General features: G+C 37.2%; 13 protein-coding genes. 8 read left to right on the top strand and 5 right to left on the bottom strand.

Annotated elements, in window-relative coordinates; genetic code table 11:
* Positions 1-36 precede the first annotated feature (36 nt).
* From AC3RVG_RS04055 to AC3RVG_RS04040, 4 genes are all read left to right on the top strand, one after another.
* A complete protein-coding gene (locus tag AC3RVG_RS04055) occupies positions 37-810 on the top strand; it encodes a DUF3108 domain-containing protein (protein WP_489690165.1) in 774 nt (257 codons plus the stop codon).
* A 29-nt stretch (positions 811-839) separates the two neighbouring features.
* The gene (locus AC3RVG_RS04050) at positions 840-2063 is read left to right on the top strand and encodes a M23 family metallopeptidase (protein ID WP_489690164.1); all 1224 of its coding nucleotides are present in this window, start codon (positions 840-842) and stop codon (positions 2061-2063) included.
* A 188-nt stretch (positions 2064-2251) separates the two neighbouring features.
* Positions 2252-4885 carry a TonB-dependent receptor gene (locus AC3RVG_RS04045; protein ID WP_489690163.1) on the top strand — a complete coding sequence of 878 codons (2634 nt, stop codon included), beginning with the start codon at positions 2252-2254 and terminating at the stop codon, positions 4883-4885.
* A 96-nt stretch (positions 4886-4981) separates the two neighbouring features.
* The gene (locus AC3RVG_RS04040; protein WP_489690162.1) at positions 4982-5422 is read left to right on the top strand and encodes a hypothetical protein; all 441 of its coding nucleotides are present in this window, start codon (positions 4982-4984) and stop codon (positions 5420-5422) included.
* A 57-nt stretch (positions 5423-5479) separates the two neighbouring features.
* Here AC3RVG_RS04040 and AC3RVG_RS04035 read toward each other — a convergent pair whose 3' ends face one another.
* Entirely contained in the window at positions 5480-6538 is a 1059-nt protein-coding gene (locus AC3RVG_RS04035) for an endonuclease/exonuclease/phosphatase family protein (RefSeq protein WP_489690161.1), read from the bottom strand.
* Between the two features lie 133 nt (positions 6539-6671).
* Between AC3RVG_RS04035 and AC3RVG_RS04030 the strand changes: the two genes are divergently transcribed.
* The 3 genes from AC3RVG_RS04030 to AC3RVG_RS04020 all read left to right on the top strand — a co-directional run bounded on the left by AC3RVG_RS04030 (position 6672) and on the right by AC3RVG_RS04020 (position 11455).
* Complete coding sequence (locus AC3RVG_RS04030; protein ID WP_489690160.1) at positions 6672-9437, top strand: carboxypeptidase-like regulatory domain-containing protein; 2766 nt, start codon at positions 6672-6674, stop codon at positions 9435-9437.
* Positions 9438-9468: 31 nt separating this feature from the next.
* The gene (locus AC3RVG_RS04025) at positions 9469-10854 is read left to right on the top strand and encodes a DUF5689 domain-containing protein (RefSeq protein ID WP_489690159.1); all 1386 of its coding nucleotides are present in this window, start codon (positions 9469-9471) and stop codon (positions 10852-10854) included.
* A 112-nt stretch (positions 10855-10966) separates the two neighbouring features.
* Positions 10967-11455 (top strand): GNAT family N-acetyltransferase, encoded by a 489-nt coding sequence (locus AC3RVG_RS04020; protein WP_489690158.1) that lies wholly within the window; start codon positions 10967-10969, stop codon positions 11453-11455.
* A gap of 80 nt (positions 11456-11535) precedes the next feature.
* Here the strand turns inward: AC3RVG_RS04020 and AC3RVG_RS04015 are convergent, their stop codons facing one another.
* The 3 genes from AC3RVG_RS04015 to AC3RVG_RS04005 form a co-directional block, all read right to left on the bottom strand.
* A complete protein-coding gene (locus AC3RVG_RS04015; RefSeq protein WP_489690157.1) occupies positions 11536-13428 on the bottom strand; it encodes an OmpA family protein in 1893 nt (630 codons plus the stop codon).
* Positions 13429-13451: 23 nt separating this feature from the next.
* Positions 13452-14369, bottom strand: coding sequence for a PorP/SprF family type IX secretion system membrane protein (locus tag AC3RVG_RS04010; RefSeq protein ID WP_489690156.1), 918 nt, complete (start codon positions 14367-14369; stop codon positions 13452-13454).
* Between the two features lie 136 nt (positions 14370-14505).
* Positions 14506-17748, bottom strand: a complete 3243-nt coding sequence (locus AC3RVG_RS04005) for a T9SS type B sorting domain-containing protein (RefSeq protein WP_489690155.1) — start codon at positions 17746-17748, stop codon at positions 14506-14508.
* 340 nt (positions 17749-18088) lie between these two features.
* Here AC3RVG_RS04005 and hflX point away from each other — a divergent pair, with 340 nt between their 5' ends.
* On the top strand, positions 18089-19300 hold the full coding sequence (gene hflX, locus AC3RVG_RS04000) for a GTPase HflX (protein ID WP_489690154.1): 1212 nt from the start codon (positions 18089-18091) through the stop codon (positions 19298-19300).
* Between the two features lie 140 nt (positions 19301-19440).
* Here hflX and AC3RVG_RS03995 read toward each other — a convergent pair whose 3' ends face one another.
* A complete protein-coding gene (locus AC3RVG_RS03995; RefSeq protein ID WP_489690153.1) occupies positions 19441-20367 on the bottom strand; it encodes a DUF3078 domain-containing protein in 927 nt (308 codons plus the stop codon).
* Positions 20368-20391: the final 24 nt, after the last annotated feature.

Genomic DNA, 20391 nt, shown 5'->3' with positions numbered 1-20391 from the left:
TCCTAGAATCATTAAAAACCCCCTTAAGTTATATCTATGAAAAAGCTGTTCGCGGTTTTAATTCTTTTAGGCAATTTCGTTTCTTTATCTGCACAAGAAAGATCTTATGGCGATGGAGAATATTTTAAATTCCGCGTACATTATGGCTTTGTAACCGCAGGTTATGCAACGCTCAAGGTGAATAATTCTACAATTAAAGGAAAGGAAGTTTTTCACGTTAAGGGCTATGGTGAAACAGTAGGCGTGTCAAAGTGGTTTTTTAAAGTAAAGGACGATTACCAATCGTATATAGACAAGCAAAAGGATATTCCATATCGTTTTATTCGCAAAATTGATGAAGGTGGTTACACCAAAGATATTGAGATAGATTTTAATCATTCTACAAAAAAAGCTACAGTAAACGACAAAAAGAGCAATGAAACTAGTGTATTTTCGTTTCCCGAAGATACCCAAGACATGATCTCGGCTTTTTATTATCTTCGGAACCATTTAGACACCGAAAACATAAAAAAAGGAGACGTGATTGAGATGAATATGTTTTTTGATCAAGAAAATTTCAAATTCAGGTTAAAATTCCTTGGAAAAGAAATTTTAGACACTAATTTTGGGCGTGTCCAAACGCTTATTTTTAGACCATACGTTCAGTCTGGTCGCGTTTTTAAGGAAAAGGAAAGTCTAACTGTTTGGGTTAGTGATGATAAAAACAAAATACCGTTGCTTATAAAAGCAGATTTGGCGGTTGGTTCCTTAAAAGCAACTTTAACCGAATTCAAAGGATTGCAACACTCCTTTAAAATAATTGCAGATTAAGAATAAATAATACAGAAAACACCCCAACATTGAAGAAATTAATTTTAGCTGTACTAACCCTTATCCTACTTACTACCGCTTGTGAAAAAACAAAAGATGACGATGCCGATCCTAATGAAATTGCACAAGAAGCAACAATAGAGCAATACGGTTATATTTTAAACGATTTTAATGTTGTAAGAGACACTATTCGTAAAGGCGATACCTTTGGCGATATACTTTTTGCAAACGGTGTTCCACAAGATAAAATAATGGAGGTAGCTACCAAATTCCGCGATAGCTTTGATGTTCGTAGAATTATAGTTGGTAAACCTTATGTGCTGCTCAACTCCAAAGACTCCTTAAACCGTACCCAAGTTTTTATATACGAATCTAATAAAGTGGATTATGCGGTTGTAGATTTTAGAAACAACTTAAGTATTTATAATAGCCAAAAACCGGTTCGTTATGAAGAAAGAGAAGCTTCAGGTATAATTACTAGTTCGCTTTCGGCAACTATGGAGGAACAGAATTTGAGTCCTTATATGTCTGATCAGTTAGCGAACATTTATGCTTGGACTATCAACTTTTTTAAACTACAACCTGGAGATCGTTTTAAAGTAGTTTATACCGAAAAATTTATAGACGATACCATTCCCGGTGGGCTTAAGGAAATAAAGGCTGCTTACTTTGAGCATGGTGGCAAAAAGCTTTATGCCTTTAAGTTTTCTTCAGATTCTTTGGGGAAAATAACTGGCTATTACGATGAAAAAGCAAATAACTTAAAACGTGCATTTCTAAAGGCACCGGTTCAATTTAGCAGAATATCTTCGCGATATAACCTTACACGACGTATAAAATATTACGGTTTCAAATTACGTCCGCACCGTGGTACAGATTTCGCAGCGGCCATCGGAACCCCAATATTAGCTACTGCAGACGGAGTTATTACAAAATCTGAAAGAAAGGGTGGAAATGGCAACTATGTAAAAATACGGCATAACGGCACCTATGAAACCCAGTACTTACATATGAAAGCTCGTAATGTAAAAGTAGGCCAGCACGTAAGCCAAGGAGATGTGATTGGTTGGATTGGTATGACGGGAAATACCGGTGGTCCTCATGTTTGCTATCGTTTCTGGAAAAATGGAAAAGAAGTAGATCCTTTTAAAGAAGATACTCCTTTTTCGCAACCACTTGCTAAGAATCTACACGAGCAATATTTCGCAAATCTGCGTCCGCTGAAGGAAAAATTAGACTGTATTGTTTTTTAAATTTGTCATAACCTTAACATGTTAATAACGTTGTTATTAATTAACTCTCGATAATTCAACCTTTTATCCTTTAAATTTTATCTTTAAACTAAAGTATTTTTCTTAATGATATCTTAATGACTTTTGTTGGCGAGAAATTAGATAAGATTGTATTTTTGCCGAAATTTTTAAACCTAAAATTTAAATTCATGAGAAAACTTTTACTTCTTGTTTTTTTACTAGGCGGTTTTGCCGCTTTTTCACAAACTACGGTTACTGGAACAGTAATCGATTCTGAATCTAACAGTCCATTGGCAGGAGCCAATGTGGTTGAAACTGGCACAACAAATGGTGCCATTACCGATTTTGACGGAAACTTTACATTACAAACTTCTGCTAAAACGGGTACACTTACCATTTCATACATTGGGTATACCATTGAAAAAGTTCCTTTTAAAGCTGTAGGTACAACTGCTGTAATTGGCAACATTAAAATTACAGTAGATGCAGATGCTCTTGAAGAAGTAGTAATTGTAGGTAGAGGAATTATTGACTTAGCAAAAGACCGTCAAACTCCAATCGCGGTTTCTACAATCTCTGCAGCTGAAATTCAGGCAAAAGCAGTTGGAAACGTAGAATTTCCAGAGGCAATAAAAAGTACTCCTAGTGTGTACGTTTCTAACCAAGCTGGTGGTTTTGGAGATTCACAAATGTTTTTACGTGGTTTCGATCAAACAAACACAGCATTCCTTTTAAACGGGCAACCAATTAACGGAATGGAAGATGGTAGAATGTACTGGTCTAACTGGTCTGGTATATCAGACGTTGCAAATGCAATTCAAGTTCAACGTGGTTTGGGCTCATCAAAACTGGCTATTTCATCAGTAGGTGGAACAGTAAACATTGTATCTCGCGCTGCGGGTAGAAAAGAAGGTGGTTTTGCACGTTTTATGACTGGTAACGATAGTTACTTTAAAGGAACTATAAGCTACGACTCTGGTTTAAAAGGAAAATGGGCTTACTCATTTTTACTTGACCACTGGCAAGCACATAATAAATATTCATTGGGTACAGCTGGACAAGGTCAAAATTATTTTATTGGAGTGGGTTATGTGCCAAGTGATAAGCATTCCTTCAACTTCTTGTTAACAGGTGCTCCACAATGGCACGATCAGAACTTCTCAAAATCTTTGGAAGATTATGATCAATACGGAAAACGCTACAACAGCAACTCTGGATTTTTAGATGGTGAGAGATATACTATTAGAAGAAATTACTATCACAAGCCAATCGTTAACCTTAACTGGGATTGGACTATAAGTGAGAAAACTAACTTGTCTTCTGTTGCTTACGCTTCTTTTGGTCGCGGTGGTGGAACAGGACCTGCAGGTAGCTCAAGAAACATTATTCGCGATAATAATGGCGAAATAGATTTCAACGCTATTATAGACAGTAACATTGAAGGCGCTGACAACGGAATTGGAGGCTTTGGCTCAGGTTCGCTTGCAAGAAGAATGTCTGTTAACAATCATAACTGGTTCGGTTTCCTTACAAATCTTGAAAGTGCAGTAAGCGATAACTTTACATTAAACGTTGGTCTTGATTCACGTTTGTACAAAGGAAGCCACTGGTACCAAATGAACAACCTTTTAGGTCTTCAAGGGTATGCAGATAACTTTGGTTACGGTGATTCTAGAGATAGTGATTACGTAATAAGCGAAACATTTGAAGCTGATCCTTGGGCTGCATTATTTAACTCTGCAGACGAAGGACAACGTTTCAATTATGACTATTCAGAATACATCAACTACATAGGTGGTTTCAGTCAAGCTGAATATAAAACAGATAACTTTTCAGCCTTTGTTCAAGGAGCAGTTTCTACACAAAGCTACCAAAGAGAAGGTCGTGCTGAAGGTTCAGAAGTAGAAGGCGTTAATGGTCTTGGAAAATCTGAAAAAGTAAATAAAATTGGCTACAATGTTAAAGGGGGTATGGGCTACACAATTGTAGAAAACAGCACTCTTTTCGCAAATGCAGGTTACTACTCAAGACAACCTTTCTTAGATAACATTTTCACAGACATCAGAAATTCAAACTATATTCTTGAAGGTGAAAACGAAATTGACAACGAGGAAATTTTAGGCCTTGAAGTTGGTTATAGAATTCGTGCTGGTAAATTTAGCTTAGATTTAAACGGATATTACACCACTTGGGGTAACCGTTTCCTTTCTGGAGGATTTATTGAAGCAGATCCAACATCTTCTAACCCAGTTGAACAAAAAGATCGTTACCAAAGATTTACTGATATTACTCAAGTTCACAAAGGTTTTGAATTTGAAGGTAAATACCGTTACTCAAGCGATTTTATGTTTAGAGCTTTTGGTAGTATTGGTAACTGGAAATATGACGGAGAAACACCATTCCAAACAAGAGAAGACAATACGAATGCATTGTTAGAATCTGGAACAGTAGATTTAACTGGAACTAAAATCGGTAATGCACCACAAACCTCTTTCGGTTTTGGTTTCAAATACAATATTATTGGTGGTCTTTCTATAGATGCTGATTATAACATTTATGCAGATTTATACGGTTTCGTAGATGCAGAAGATGTAGTTGATGCTTCAATTGCTGGCGATGTTTATCAAGCAGAGCGTTTACCTGCATACAGCGTACTTGATGCTGGTATTACTTACAAATTTGCCTTTGGAGGTAACGACTTTACATTTAGAGCAAACGTTTACAACGCAACAAACGAGATGTATTTAGGTCAAAAAGATTCATTCGGTTACTATTACGGTAACGGAAGAACTTGGAATGCTAGCTTGCGTTACGACTTCTAAAAAACATTTGACTGTTTACTAAAAATGCCCCAAACTTTTGGGGCATTTTTTTTGTTTATAAACCTTATATTTGAAGCACTACAAAATCAATCTACTATGTACACAACTTTTCAATTTATTCATTCTTACTGGGCTTATTTAGTACTTCTTGTTCTGCTACTTGCAGCTTTTAATGCACTCGTAGGTTTTTTCTCTAAAAGGGAATATGCGGCTAAAGATTTCAGAATTTCACTATTTGCACTTATTGTAACACACATTCAACTGCTTATAGGTTTAATCATCTATTTTATTTCTCCTTTGGGACTGCAGAATATTATCAATTCTGGTATGGGTGAAGTAATGAAGAATTCCGAATACAGACTCTATGCGGTAGAGCATCCATTTGTAATGATTTTAACCGTTATTTTCATAACAATTGGATATTCTAAACATAAAAAGAAATTACTCTCGCACGGCAAGTTTAAAACCCTAGCGATATTTTATACTATCGCTCTAGTTTTAATGCTCAGCAGAATTCCGTGGAACCAATGGTTTTAATGGAAATATTTTTATAATTAATATGTAAGCGCGCGATTAATCGTGCGCTTACGTATTTTAATTGGTAGCCTTTTTTTCTTTTATCAAATAGATAAATACAGGAAAGTGATCGCTATACCCACCTGTAAAACCATTCACAAAACTTCTGAAAGGATAGCCTTTGTATTGCCCACGTGGGGTTACCAAATAATTTTTGTTGAAGATTCCGGCTTTATAAAAACGATAGCTCGAATAGTCTTTTTTCGCAAATTCTGTAGAAATAATAATTTGGTCAAAAAGATTCCAGCTGTCGCGATATGCTAAGGTGCCCAATCCGTTTTTGAAGAGTTCGGCCATAGGATTGTACAATTCTTTAATTTCCATGTTTTCGCGGTCGCTTTTAGCTTTTAATACGTCTTTAACGCTGGGGCTAGTTGGGTCGTCATTTAGATCGCCCATGGTAATAATTTTTGCATAGGGGTTTTCACTGAATAACGAGTCCAATATTCTCTTATTGAGTTCTGCTGCTTTAATACGTTTTGGTCTGCTACGTGCTTCTCCGCCACTTCGCGAAGGCCAATGATTTACAATTATGTGTATTTTTTCGCCATCCAACATACCGCTCACCAATAACTGATCTCTGGTGTAAATGCGTTTACTGCTGTCTTGATCGTCATAGATTACAAGTTCGTAGGCTTTGTAATTAGTGGGGGTAAAAAGCCGTTTTTGGTATAATAGCGCCACATCAATACCGCGACGATCTGGGCTGTCAAAATGAACAATGCCGTAATCTTTTTCAACTAATGACTTTTGGTTTAGTAAATCTTCGAGTACACGTCGATTTTCTATTTCACTAACCCCAATTAGTGCTGGTGAAGTGCCCGTTATATCTTCTCCAATTTCAGAAATAACTTTCGCCATGTTGGCCAGTTTTGCTTCGTATATTTCCTGTGTCCAACGATCTTTCCCTTCTGGGGTACGGTCATCGTCGAACGTGATAGGATCGTCTTCGTAATCAAATAAATTCTCGAGATTATAGAAAGCAATCGTATTTACTTTATAATCTTTCTCAGATTGGGAAAATGAAATTGAATTATAAAGAAAACAAAGTAACAATAGCAATTTAATTAGCTTCATATAATAAGTGTAAATGTTTATAAATGAAAAAGTTAACTATAATATTTCGTAAATATTTAAATTTTTTATTAATTTTATAAACTATCCTTAAATTTCTCCCCAATACTTCTCCCCTCTAAAATTCATTTTAAAGATGAAACGATTCATTTTTATAGGGTGCATATTATTTTTTGGTGGATTAACTACATTCGCTCAAGATGCTATTATAATGGGTAGAATTGTGGATACCAATTCTAGCGAACCTATTTCAGAAGTTCAAATTAATATTTTAAATAGTAAGTATTCTACCTCTACGAATGCCCAGGGGACTTTTATTTTTTCACAGCAAGGTCTTCCCAAGGGTGAACAGATTTTAGAAATATCCAAATCTGGGTACGTCACTTTGAGAATACCTATAAAAATCCAAGATAACGCTCGCATTACTTTGGAATCAATCTTAATGGAAGTTGATTTGTCTGCCATAGAAGCACAAATTGGCGTAATCAGTCTATCAGACAACGAATTGGATGATGATGACGGTACATCCTATAATATTTCTGGACTGTTACAAGCTTCAAAAGACGTTTTCCTGAATGCAGCATCGTATGATTTTAGTACAACATTCTTCCGGCCAAGAGGCTATGATTCTAGTGATGGAAAAATTCTTATAAATGGTTTAGAAATGAATAAATTATATGACGCGCGACCGCAATGGTCCAACTGGGGCGGGTTAAATGATGTGCAACGAAATCAAATGTTTTCTATGGGTATTTCTGCAAATGAATATTCGTTTGGAGCTCTAGCAGGAACTACAAATATAATAATGAGAGCCTCTCAATATCGACAAGGAGGACGAATTTCGTACGCCACGAGCAACAGAAGTTATCGCGGAAGAGTTATGGGGTCCTATAACAGTGGCTTACTATCAAGTGGCTGGGCATATTCTGTATTAATAGCAAGACGCTTTGCCGATGAAGGCTTTAATGATGGTACTTTGTATGATGCCAATTCATTTTTTGCTTCTGTGGAAAGAAGATTAAATGAAACCAACAGTCTGAACTTTACAGCTTTTTATACCCCAAATAGAAGAGGAAAATCTTCGCCAAACACTCAGGAAGTATACGATCTTAAAGGCACGCGGTATAATGCATATTGGGGTGAACAAGATGGTGAAATTCGCAACTCGCGAATTAAGAATGTGGAAGAGCCCATAATTATGTTAAACCATTTCTGGGATATTTCAGAAAACACGCAGTTAAATACCAATTTAGGATATCAGTTTGGAAAAACTGGAAACAGCCGTTTGGGTTATGATAATGCGCCAAATCCAGATCCTAGTTATTATCAAAAAATGCCTAGTTACTTTTTCGCAGATCCTAATGGAATAAATTATGAAGGTGCTTATCAAGCATATTCAAATTTTGTAAATGATGGACAAATAGACTGGCAGGAAATGTATGAAACCAATATTTTTTATGGCGGCACATCGCGTTACTACTTGTACGAAGATAGAAACGATGACACCCAACTTTCAGCAAATACTATCCTGAATTCAAAATTAACGGACAATTTAACTTTAACGGCTTCTTTGAATTATAGAAATTTAAATTCAGTCAATTTCGCTAATATGATAGATTTGCTCGGTGGAAATGGTTATTTAGATGTAGATACCTTTAATTCTGGAGATGAATCGCAAAGTGATTTAAACAACCCAAACCGTGTTGTGGGCGAGGGCGACAAAATTAAATACAATTTCGAACTCGATGCAACCGATTATAATGGTTTTGTACAGGGTCAATTTTCCTATTCAAAAATGGATTTTTACTTGGCTGGTAAGTTTGGAAAAACTAGCTACCAAAGAAAAGGTCTTTATCGCAACGGAAATTTCCCTGAAAACTCTTTCGGCGAAAGTGAAAAACTAGATTTTACAACATTCGGCGGTAAAGCTGGAATTACCTTTAAAATTTCTGGCAGACATATTTTGGAAGCAAACGGCGCTTATTTTACCGATGCGCCAACACTTCGAAATTCATTTTCTAATTCACGCCAAAACAATGCAACGGTTATAAATTTAACCGAAGAGAAAAATTTACATATTGATGGTGGTTACATTTTCCGCACGCCGATTGTAAAAGCACGTTTAACGGGCTATTATACCTTAATGCAGGATGCTTCGGAAATTTCTTTTTATTACGCCGACGGTATTTCGGTGCCCGGTAGAAGTGCCTCCACCGCTTTTGTGCAGGAAGTGTTGACGGCGATAGATAAGAAAAATGTGGGTGGCGAATTTGGAATTGAAGCGCAAATAACTCCAACAATCAAGTTGAAAGGGGCTGCGGCTTATGGACAAAACACCTATAATAACAATCCGCAACTTTACTTAACATCTGATGATTTTACTGATGTTCCTGGAGGAGTTGTAAATTACGGAGAGTCTTCTTTAAAAAATTACAAAGTGGCTGGCGGTCCTCAGCAAGCGTATCAAATTGGTTTTGAATATCGCGATCCAGACTTTTGGTGGTTTGGCGTAACGACAAATTATTTTTCTAATGCGTATGTAGATGTTTCACCACTCACAAGAACGGCGAATTTTTATTTAGATACCGATGGAATTCCTTTCAATGATTACGATCCAGAAATTGCTCGCGAGCTTTTAAAACAGGAAAAGTTTGACGATTATATTTTGGTAAACGTAATTGGCGGAAAATCGTGGAAAATTAAAAGCTATTATCTTGGCTTCTTTGCCAGTATCAGTAACATTTTAGACCAAGAATATAAAACTGGTGGTTTTGAACAAGGCCGAAGTGCAAACTACAGAACGCTTTCAGAAGATACTGCAAACGACACTCGTGTATTCGGGCCTAAATACTGGTACGGCTACGGAACAACTTACTATGTTAACTTTTACGTCCGATTTTAATTGATGCAAAAAGCATTTAAATATTATAAAGATGAAAAATTCAATAACCATAAAACTGTTAAGCATCCTAATTTTATTAGGAGCGATTGCGACCTCCTGTGTGCATGACGATGATTACAGCATACCCGAAATAAATGTTGAAGAACCCATTGTAGATGTAAATGAAAACATCGTTTCCGTGAAAGCTCGATACCGAGGCTATGAACCAAAAATTATTGAGGCGGGAGAAGGGTCAAGTAGGGCCCTTTATATTGAAGCTTATGTAATTTCAAGTGATGAAACAGGTAATTTTTATAAAACATTGGTTATACAGGATAGCCCAGAAAATCCAACTGCTGGGGTTGCTATTTCTACCAATGCGACAGATCTTTATACAAAATTTGAACCCGGTCGTAAAATCTATTTCCGCGTAGATGGGCTGTATATTGGGCAGTATGCTGATCTTCCTACAATTGGTACACAAGATGGAGATGAAATTGGAAGAATAAATATCGATGACTTTGAAGAACGCATATTGCGCTCCACCGTAACAGATTCGCTTGTTCCACAATTGGTAACTATTGCTGAAGCAGGAGATAATGATAACAATGCGGCACTTTTAAATACGTTGGTAAAATTTGAAAACGTGCAGTTTCCCGATGGACTTGCAGGGGTAGCGCATTATGCGAATCCTGATAATACCTTCGGTGTAAACAGAGATGTTCAGAACTGTGAAGACGAATTAATTTCCCTCAGAACAAGTGGTTTTGCAGATTTCAAAGGTATTTTGCTGCCCGAAGGCAATGGGACTTTAACCGTTGTACTAAGCCGCTTTAATAATGATGTGCAATTATTTATACGCGATATTGATGACGTGCAAATGGACGGTACCCGTTGCGACGAAGGCGGTGGTGGAACAGGAGGTGCTTTACCCTTGCCATTTTCAGAAGATTTTGAAGGTCAACCAGCCGATGTTGCCGTAACTATTGATGGATGGACAAACATAAATGTAAACGGAGGCGCAAAACTATATAGTGTACAAGAATTTAATTCGAACAAATATGCGCAGATGTCTGCGTATAATTCAAACGAAAATCCTTGCGAGGTTTGGTTGGTTACGCCAGGATTAATTTTGCCGAGCGGCTCTTCGCCAATATTAACTTTTGAAACAAATGATGGTTTTTATGATGGCGCTGGGCTATACGTGAAAATTTCAACAGATTTTGATGGAGACGTTTTAACTGCTACTTGGGCAGATTTAAACGCCGTTATTTCCAGTGGACACACCAGTAGTTATGGTACCGAATTTACACCTTCGGGCAATGTTGATCTCTCTGCCTACGAAGGGCAAGTGGTTTATATTGCATACCAATATCTAGGAGCGTCAAACGGTGTTTCTACAACCTATCAAATAGATAATATTTCGGTGGTTGAATAGCTTCTGAAATATTATTACTTGTGAAAAGACCGTTTTTGGATAGGACGGTCTTTTCTATTTTTTCATTTAAAATAAATTTGAAGGTATTACTTTTATGAAAATTCTGAACAATATGAATTCCAATAGATTAATTTTCACCCACTACATCGAAGCAGATTTTGATGACTATTTTGAATTGGTAAGCAACGCCGATGTTATGAAAATGATAACTGGCAGACCTCTCACCAAAGATGAAACTCGTGAACGATTTGATAAGATGTTGCAAATAAATCTTGAGCACCGTGAAATAGGTCACTTTAAAGTTGCGCTAAAAACTGATAATGACTTTGTGGGGCATTCAAAACTGGTGATGACTGAAAATAACGAAGCAGAAATTGGTTACGTTCTCTCACCGCAATATTGGAGAAAAGGGTTCGGAAACGAAATAGCCGAAACATTAATTAATTTAGGAAAAGAAGTTAAAACAATTCATAATTTAATAGCCATTATTGACCCTGAAAACACAGCTTCCAAAAGGATTTTGGAAAATCAAGGCTTTCAATGGGATTATGATGGCGACTACATAGGGCTACCGGCGGCTTATTTTAAAATGAAACTATAAAAAAAACCCTCACAATATTTGATTGCTCAAATATGCAAGGGTCATTTTCTGGTTGGTTACCAGGTTTTGATTTTAGATGCTTATTTCTTCACAACAATAAAATCTGAACGTCTGTTCTTTTGGTGTTGTGCTTCGGTGCAGTTTGCGCCACAATCCACGGCTGGTTTGCTTTCGCCAAAACCTTTTCCGCTAATTCTATCTTTAGCAATTCCTTTTGAAATTACGTACTGAACTGTACTTTTCGCACGTCTATCAGATAGGTTCAAGTTGTATGCATCCGAACCGCGATTATCAGTATGACCTTCAACTTTAATTACCATTTCTGGGTTTTTCTTCATCAATTGTACAAGCTTATCTAGCTCAAAAGCCGCTTGTGGTTTGATGTTGTGTTTGTCATAATCAAAAAGAATTGGATTCAATTTTACTAAATCGCCTTCAATAATATCGTCTATTGGGCGAAGCGCTATTCGAATGTTTTTCTCTCCTTCTTTTGAAGATGGAACCGTTTCAGCATTACTTTCATAACCAGCTTTAAACGCTTGCACCACGTGATCTTGATCGCAGGCTGCAGTTATTTTGCCTATTCCATTTGTTTCCGTAGTTTGGCTTTTCAGTTTATTTTCAAGATTGTCAAACAGGTCTAATTGTGCGCCAGCTATTGGTTGGTCTGTGGTGGCATCAACTACCATAACATTCAGGATTACATCACAAAATTCTAACTTTTTAATTTTGTAAATATCATCACTTCCCATTCCGCCAGCTCTATTAGAAGAAACATAACCTTCTTCCGTAGCTGGATCGTAAGAATAAGCAAAATCATCTTCGCTACTGTTAACACCAAGTCCAAGGTTTTTAACTTCCCCGAAAGCAGCACCATTTGCATTTGCTGCAAAAACATCTAATCCGCCCATTCCTAAATGTCCATCACTAGCGAAATAAAGCGTGCCATTTGCATCTACAAATGGGAAGCCTTCTTTGCCTTCGGTGTTAATATTGTCGCCCAAATTTATTGGTGCTCCAAAAGTACCGTCAGCAGCAACTGCTACTTTATAAAGATCTGCCTTGCCTTTTCCACCGGGACGATCGCTAGTAAAATAAAGCGTATTTCCGTCTGGGCTTAATGCAGGATGACTGGTAGAATAATCGTGGCTGTTAAAAGGTGCAGTTTGTACATCTTTCCATTGGCCATCAACGTTTTCGGCATAATAAATATTTAATTGATTTATACCTGCCTCGTTCTTTTTGTATTTTCCGTTGTGGTAATCGTTTCTATCAAAATACAGGCGTTTGCCGTCAGCAGTAATAGTTACGGTGCTTTCGTGGTATTTTGTGTTTACGTCGCCTTTAAGCAATACTTCATTCTTTTCAACACCACCAATATTAGTGGCTTTGTAAATATCTAAAAAGGGTTCTTCGTTCCATCCGTACTTTTTGCGAGTTGTATTTCTGGCAGAAGTAAAATAGAAATCTTTCCCAATAGCTAATCCTCCAAAATCTGAATATTTTGAATTTAAAGCTTCAAGATTTGTTGCGGCATATTTCTTCGTGCTTTCGTCAACAATTTTAGGAAGATAATCTGGATTCTTCATAAATGCGATAGCGCGAGAATCGTTCGGTTTCACTTCAGCAAATTGCTTCATATAGGTGTTGTAATCTGCGAATTTACCGTTTGCCTTCAGTGCTTGCGCATAGTTATAAACCGTTTCAGGATCTACATCTTTTCTTTTAACCACTCTTTTATAATAGGTTTCTGCCTTATCGGTATTGTTAATAAAGAAGTAGCTATTTCCCAGTCGTTCAAAAACGTAGGTACTGCCTTCGCCTTTTTTCAGCAGTTTTCCATAGGCTTCGGCGGCATCGGTATATTGCAGTCGGTCGTAATATTGATCGGCTTTTTTTGTTTTACTATTTTGCGCGGTAACCATAGAGGAACTTACCGCAATGAGTAAAAGGATTGTATATATTTTATTCATCTTAAATGAAGTTTTTTTAGTTATTAGAAGAATCTTGGTGAACGTAAAATACGTGGCTTAAAGAACAGATCGAATGTTAGCACCACTTCGTGCGATGCTGGCCCTACTGTTTTAATATCCGAGGTTACGTGGTCGTAAGCGTAGCCTATGCGAATGTTTGGATTAATTTGAAACCCAACCAAACCGCTAAACGAATCGTCCAGTCTGTACGATGCTCCAAGTTCAAACCTATCATAAAACAATGCGTTTAGGTTTCCGTCGTAAGAAACTGGTGCGTCGAAAGCCGATTTAACCATTACGGAAGGCTTCAACTTTAAGTTTTCTGAAACCTGAAAAACATATCCCGCTGTTGCGAAATAATGATTTGTTTCAGAACCGTACTTAATACCGTTTTCATCTAAGTGAACAGATTTCAGCATATTTGGAACCGATAAGCCTACGTAAAATTTATCGCCATAAAGAAATGCACCTGCACCAACGTTTGGATAAGTATTGTTTATGTCTTCATTAAAAAATGGATCGTTAGGATCTTGCAGCTCTAAACTTGAAAGGCCTACATCGTGAAAAGTAACTCCAGCCTTCAAACCCAAAGCAAGTTTTACCGAACTGGCAACTTGTAAAGTGTATGAGAAATCTGCGTAAACGTTTGTTTCACTCACGGGGCCTAATTCATCTTTAATGGCTGAAAGACCGAGTCCTATTTTGTCGCTAATTGGCGTATGTGCCGCAAAGGTGAAGGTTACAGGATTATCGTCCATTCCGGACCATTGGTTTCGGTAAAGTGCGGTGAGGGAAAGACTTTCCTTAGAACCAGCATAGGCAGGGTTCACCACGTTCATATTGTACATGTATTGGGTGTATTGAGGATCTTGTTGCGCTTGTGTTTCCTGAAAGAGCAACCCTGCCATCAATACAATTAGGATATATATATGTTTTTTCATCTGTATAAAATATTTTATAAAGTGGAAGATGGAATGCCCATTCCGATTGTGATCGGAAAATATTCGTTTGTTGTGCGAATTGATAATGGGCATTTCATATTTATCTTTTTGGTAGTTAGAAAGTATTTAATGGTTGTTAGTTAGCTTTTTGGTTAAGATAAATCCAACCTGTGGCTTGTGGGCCATATACAGCATCGTTACCTTCAAGATCAATTACATAGAAATATGTTCCAGTAGAAAGGTCGTTGCTATTTTTATCTTGGCCTCTCCATTGGTTCGTGTAATTGTTCTGTTCAAAAACCAGCGCTCCTAATCTGTTGAAAATTTGAAGCTTTCTAATTCCAGTTCTATCGTTTAAAAAGGTAAGGTCCAATGTGTCGTTGAAACCATCTCCGTTTGGAGAAATTCCTTGTGAAATTGTACAGTTACCAATAGGATAAAGTGTAACATCTACCGAATCTGTAGCAGTACAATCGCCAACACTAATTTCTACACTATATGTCTGTGCGCCCATTAGTCCACCATCCAAAGAAATTTCTAAGGTGCTGTTGGTTTCATTTGAAATTGGTGTTCCATTTAGAAACCATTGATAGGTTGCGCCTTCTTCTGTCGTGGTAGCCGTTAACACCTGAAGTTCATTCGGACAAGTGTTGAAATCTTCATTAACTACTACTTCAAGATCCTCTCTATAAGAAACTAGCACGCTATCTGTAGCAGAACAGCTGCCAACAAATACCGTTACGGTATACGTTCCAACTTCACTAATTATTAAGGTGGAATTAGTTTCTCCTGCTATAATAGTTCCTTCAAAGCCCCACTCGTATATGGCATCAGGATTTTGTACAGTCAGGTTAGCTTGCAATTCTACTTCAGATTCAAAACAAGTTAAGAAATCATCATTTAGAACTACTTCTATATTTTCCAAACCAACTACTACACTGTCTGTTCCCGTGCACGAATCTGCTGTAACAGTTACCGAATATGTTCCGACTTGTGTAATAATAAGTGTTTGGTTGGTTTCGCCAGTTAATAACGTTCCATCTAAAAACCATTCGTAAGTTGCGTTTTGCGGATCGCCTTCTACTGTAGCAGTAAGCGTAGTTTCCGTGTCAAAACAGCTTAAGAAATCTTCGCCTAAATCTACAATAACAGGTTCTGAAATAATAATATCAATACTATCTGATACTACACAAGGTCCAACGGTTATTTCTAAAGTATAGGTTCCGCTTTCGCTTACCGTAATAGTTGGCGTGGTTTCACCCGTGCTCCATAAATACGTTATATCTGTCGTGTTTCCGGTAATTACTGGCACAATTTCAAAAGAAGAGCCGTTGCAAAGTATCTCATCCGGACCTAAATCTAATACAGGCGGATCGTTTACAATTACATCTACTATAAAAGTTTCTTCGCTACAAGGAGGATACGTTACAGTTACACTGTAAGTGTCGCCAGAAGTAGGCGTAAAAGTTGCATCAGTAGAAACCGTTGTGCCGCTTCCGTCCATCCAGTTGTAAGTAACTAAAGTTAAATCTACATCAGGATTTATAGGGGTGGCATCCAGTAATGGAAACGCGTCGCCCAAACATAATACTACTTCTGTTGGCAAGTTTCCGCCAAGATCTTCAGGTTCGCTTAAAAGAAGCTGGAATAGAACAGTACTAAAACAAGACGGTTCTGAAGCTTTTTCTACGCGTACATAAATAATTTCAGGAATCGAAGTGTTATCGTAAGCTCCCGGAGTTGCGATAGCATTTTGATTTGATTCAGCATCAAACTGCGATAAGTGGAAAGAAACATTAAACAATGCAGGATCTTGCCCATTTAAAATCGTCGGGATTTGATCTTCCAAATTGAAAGTTTCTACTCCGTTGCCGTCACCATCGCACTCAGTTAAGTCTGGTGGGGTTACAATTTGTGGTTCTAAGTTTTGTAGGTTTAACGTAATATCGTCAATAGCCAAATCATTTCCGCAGCCACCAATAGAGTTATTAATAAGTACCAGCTGAACATCTGTATTGTTTGCAGTATTGAAAACAATAGCGAACTCTTGCCAATTAGGCTCAGCTTCGTTTTCTATATCGCCAGTATTTGTTTCGGCGATTAGGTTTCCGGCTGGATCTTCAATTCTAAAAATTACGTTTGAAGGAATTCCAGTTCCACCACAAATACCAGTATCTGTATCGTAAACCGTAGTTATCCAAGCGTTGAATGTATATTCTATGTTTTGGTTTAGTGTGATTGTTCTTCTGTAAAATTCATCTGGTGCGAAGGAAGCATTTACAAAAAGCATACGTCCATCAACATCGCCTACGGTATGGTCTTCCATATCTGTAAACCAACCAGTATTTAATCCTGCCGAAGTATTGGAGATTGTATATTCTCCATCATCTACTTGCGTAGTACCGTTAAAAGTATAATTGGTAAAAGGTGTAGAGACCCTTCCTGTTCCTGTGCCGAAGTTTTCTTCAAAATCAACACCTGCACAAACAGATTGAACAGTACAACCACCCCCAAATAGAAGTGTAATGTTTACACTGTCGCTAGCAGGGACAGTACAATTTACGCCATTGGCAATAACTTCATAATTTCCAGTTTCGGTTACAGTAAGATTTTCGCTGATTTGTCCTGGAATTATTGCACCATCTTTATACCACTCATAACTTTCGATTGGTCCTGTAAAAGTGGTTGTAATTTCAAAACTTGGCACATCGCAAAGAATTTGATCTTCTTCATTGATTGTTACGGCGCAGTCAAAAACAATGTTACAATCTGTACTACCGTTACCACCCGTTTGTCCAAGTTTAATATAACCTGGGCTCTCGTCGTAGTTGGTTATTACCAATACATAAATCTCTCCCGCTTGAGCATTGGGGATAGTGAAATTTTCGATTGGATCTATGGAGAAGCTACATGCAATCTGGTTGATAGGTTGTAGCTGAGTATAATCGCATAGGTCATCGCCAATTGCGAATGGACCCCAAGCTATAAAATCTACATCTAGTCCTGTTCCTGTTGGGTTTCCGTTAACGTCGAAAGCTGTATTTTGAATTATTTCAAAATCAAGTGTTCCACCTTGGTCTATTTGTAAATAAAACCACGCGGGATAAGGTTGAGAGCCTAAACAACCATAATCTGGGCCAGGTTCAGCATCGGGCGTACAGCTAGGATCTTGATCATTACAGTTTGCGAAAATAAGAGAACCGTTTCCTGCGCAAAATGGTTGAATGTCTGCACATGTTCCACCTCCACCTCCTTGAGCAAACAATGGCCCAGAGGTAGCGAATAACAGTAAAAGTGTAATTAGAGGAATGAGTGCTTTAAAGTTGATCGTAAAAGTAGAATGGCAACTTTGTGAATAGAGGAGTAATTTTTTATTCATAGTTTAAATTGGTGATTAGTATATCTTTAAATCGTTAACTAAATTTTAACAGCGAAATATAAGTATTTTTGAAGTATTTCATAACCATAATGCACAATTAAAAATGTTTCAAAAAGTCAAATGAAATAGAGTCGAAGGTTTAATTTCGGCTATAACCTGCTTCATACACGCTTTAGCGAGTATTATAATTTTTAAAAAGGCTGTTAATAAAATTTTCATCAATTAAAAGGTTCACCTTTTTTACGTTTTTTGATAATAATCGACGAAATGATGTTAATTGCTTGTAAAGTAGAAAATAGTGTTGCTAACTGTTTTGTACATTTGTCTTATAAACACTTTTATGATAGAACAAGCGGACATTTCATACGAAAAAGCAATATTAATCGGACTGGTTACAAAATTTCAGGACGAAGTAAAATCTGAAGAATATCTTGATGAACTTGAATTTTTGGCTTACACAGCTGGAGGCGAAGTACTAAAACGCTTTACTCAAAAAATGGACGTTCCTAATCCAAAGACTTTTATAGGTACTGGAAAACTTGAGGAGGTACGAATATTCGTAGAGGAGCATGAAATAGGGGTTGCCATTTTTGATGACGAGCTTTCGCCAGCTCAACAAAAAAATATTGAAAAGATTCTTGATTGCAAAATAATTGATCGTACCCATTTAATTCTCGACATTTTTGCGCAGCGTGCCCAAACTAGTTATGCTCGCACGCAAGTAGAATTGGCGCAGTACCAATATTTATTACCTCGATTAACAGGTATGTGGACTCACTTAGAGCGGCAGCGTGGTGGTATTGGAATGCGTGGTCCTGGAGAAACAGAGATTGAAACAGATAGACGTATAGTACGCGACAGGATTGCATTACTAAAAGAAAAGTTGAAGAAAATTGACCGTCAAATGGAGGTTCAACGTGGTAATCGTGGATCTTTAGTTCGTGTGGCGTTAATTGGTTATACAAACGTGGGGAAATCTACGGTTATGAATGCAATCAGTAAAAGTGAGGTTTTTGCCGAAAACAAACTGTTTGCAACTTTAGATACAACGGTTCGTAAAGTAGTAATTGGCAACCTCCCATTTTTGCTTACAGATACGGTTGGTTTTATTAGAAAATTGCCAACGCAATTAGTGGAGTCTTTTAAGGGTACGTTAGACGAAGTACGCGAGGCAGATTTACTGCTTCATATTGTAGATATTAGCCACCCTTCTTTTGAACATCATATTGATTCCGTAGATAAAATTTTAGAGGAAATAGGAAGTGCAGACAAACCAACAGTTATGGTTTTCAATAAAATTGATGCTTATAATCCCGAGGAAATTGAAGAAGATGATTTAATAACTGAAAAGACCAAAGCCCATTATACTTTGGAAGAATGGAAACAAACTTGGATGGCAAAACTAAACGGGGACGCTATCTTTATTTCGGCATTGAACAAAGAAAATTTTAAAGAATTCAGAAAGTTAGTTTACGAAGAAGTAAAGGAAATTCACACCACTCGCTTTCCGTACAACAGTTTTTTATATGACGAATACAAAGAAGAAGAGTAATCTATACACTACAAAACACCTGTTTTATTGTAGTTAAATAATCAAAAAAAGCTGTCAAGATTCAACTCCTGACAGCTTTTTTTATTTTCGTCTCACGTCTCACGTCTCACGTCTCACGTCTCACGTCTCACGTCTCAATACTAGAATCCGTAAGATAATCCCACGCCCAAAGTTTCTCTAATCTGAAAACCTTGAACGGCATTATCATCGTAAATAGCTTGGAAAGTTATATTTGAAGAAATGTATTTATTTACCTTCATTACAAGGTTGAAAGTATAATCTACATCTACGTTTTGTGGATCTTCAAGATAATTTGAATACAGATTCAAAATGTTTTCTGCGGAAATATTAGCCATCACATTAAATTTAGCATAAGCCGAAACTGAAGCGCCAAACTCGAAGCGGCTGCTTTCATTAGCATCTACTCCGAAATATTTGTTTGCGTTATAAGCATCCAACGCGCCAGGCACGGCTTCATTTACAGCAGTGAAATCTTTGTCTACAAGTATAAATTTTGCTGTTGCTGGAGAAATATTTACGTACAGATTGTCGCTTTTTTTCCAAAGCATACCTGGGCCAAACTGAATGTAAGCAGGCGATAAAATATGTGTAGTTTCAGTACGGTATCCTTCGTCTTCTGGGTTTAGATTGCTGTTAAATTCATAACCTTTGGCGAATTGCGTTTTAAAGTTGAAAAACAATGAATAGTACCAATTGCTTTCTTTTACCTGTCTTCCCAGAATTGAATTCAACTCCAAACGATCGTTGGTTTTGCGAGAATACTTATCGTCTTTATTTTTGGTTATTCCATATTCACCAGTCAAACGATTGTTCCAAGAAATTTTGTTGTACTTATAGTTGAAATCATAAGTAAGGGAAAGGTTTCCGGAATAATTGGAAGTTCCACCGCCAGTCCATTCGGCATTAAAAGCGGCTTGGTTAAATAATAGTGAAAGATTTCCTGCACGTGTCCAACCATTTGGAACAGTATCTTTTGCGGTTTCTTCTTGGGCGATTAAGACCATTGGTGCAGTAAAAAGTACTGCAAGAAGTAAAAGTTTTTTCATTGAAATGAGATTTTTGGTTTTTGC

The sequence above is a fragment of the Aequorivita sp. IT1282 genome (assembly GCF_058068205.1).
Note: the sequence above shows the minus strand (reverse complement) of the source record. Positions and strands in the feature narration are given on the sequence as shown.

Excerpts from the sequence above, each read along its gene's own strand:
- AC3RVG_RS04010 (WP_489690156.1), bottom strand. The coding sequence starts at position 14,369 with ATGAAAAAACATATATATATCCTAATTGTATTGATGGCAGGGTTGCTC.
- AC3RVG_RS04035 (WP_489690161.1), bottom strand. The coding sequence starts at position 6,538 with ATGAAGCTAATTAAATTGCTATTGTTACTTTGTTTTCTTTATAATTCA.
- AC3RVG_RS04030 (WP_489690160.1), top strand. The coding sequence starts at position 6,672 with ATGAAACGATTCATTTTTATAGGGTGCATATTATTTTTTGGTGGATTA.
- AC3RVG_RS04025 (WP_489690159.1), top strand. The coding sequence starts at position 9,469 with ATGAAAAATTCAATAACCATAAAACTGTTAAGCATCCTAATTTTATTA.
- AC3RVG_RS03995 (WP_489690153.1), bottom strand. The coding sequence starts at position 20,367 with ATGAAAAAACTTTTACTTCTTGCAGTACTTTTTACTGCACCAATGGTC.
- hflX (WP_489690154.1), top strand. The coding sequence starts at position 18,089 with ATGATAGAACAAGCGGACATTTCATACGAAAAAGCAATATTAATCGGA.
- AC3RVG_RS04020 (WP_489690158.1), top strand. The coding sequence starts at position 10,967 with ATGAATTCCAATAGATTAATTTTCACCCACTACATCGAAGCAGATTTT.
- AC3RVG_RS04015 (WP_489690157.1), bottom strand. The coding sequence starts at position 13,428 with ATGAATAAAATATATACAATCCTTTTACTCATTGCGGTAAGTTCCTCT.
- AC3RVG_RS04005 (WP_489690155.1), bottom strand. The coding sequence starts at position 17,748 with ATGAATAAAAAATTACTCCTCTATTCACAAAGTTGCCATTCTACTTTT.
- AC3RVG_RS04040 (WP_489690162.1), top strand. The coding sequence starts at position 4,982 with ATGTACACAACTTTTCAATTTATTCATTCTTACTGGGCTTATTTAGTA.
- AC3RVG_RS04045 (WP_489690163.1), top strand. The coding sequence starts at position 2,252 with ATGAGAAAACTTTTACTTCTTGTTTTTTTACTAGGCGGTTTTGCCGCT.
- AC3RVG_RS04055 (WP_489690165.1), top strand. The coding sequence starts at position 37 with ATGAAAAAGCTGTTCGCGGTTTTAATTCTTTTAGGCAATTTCGTTTCT.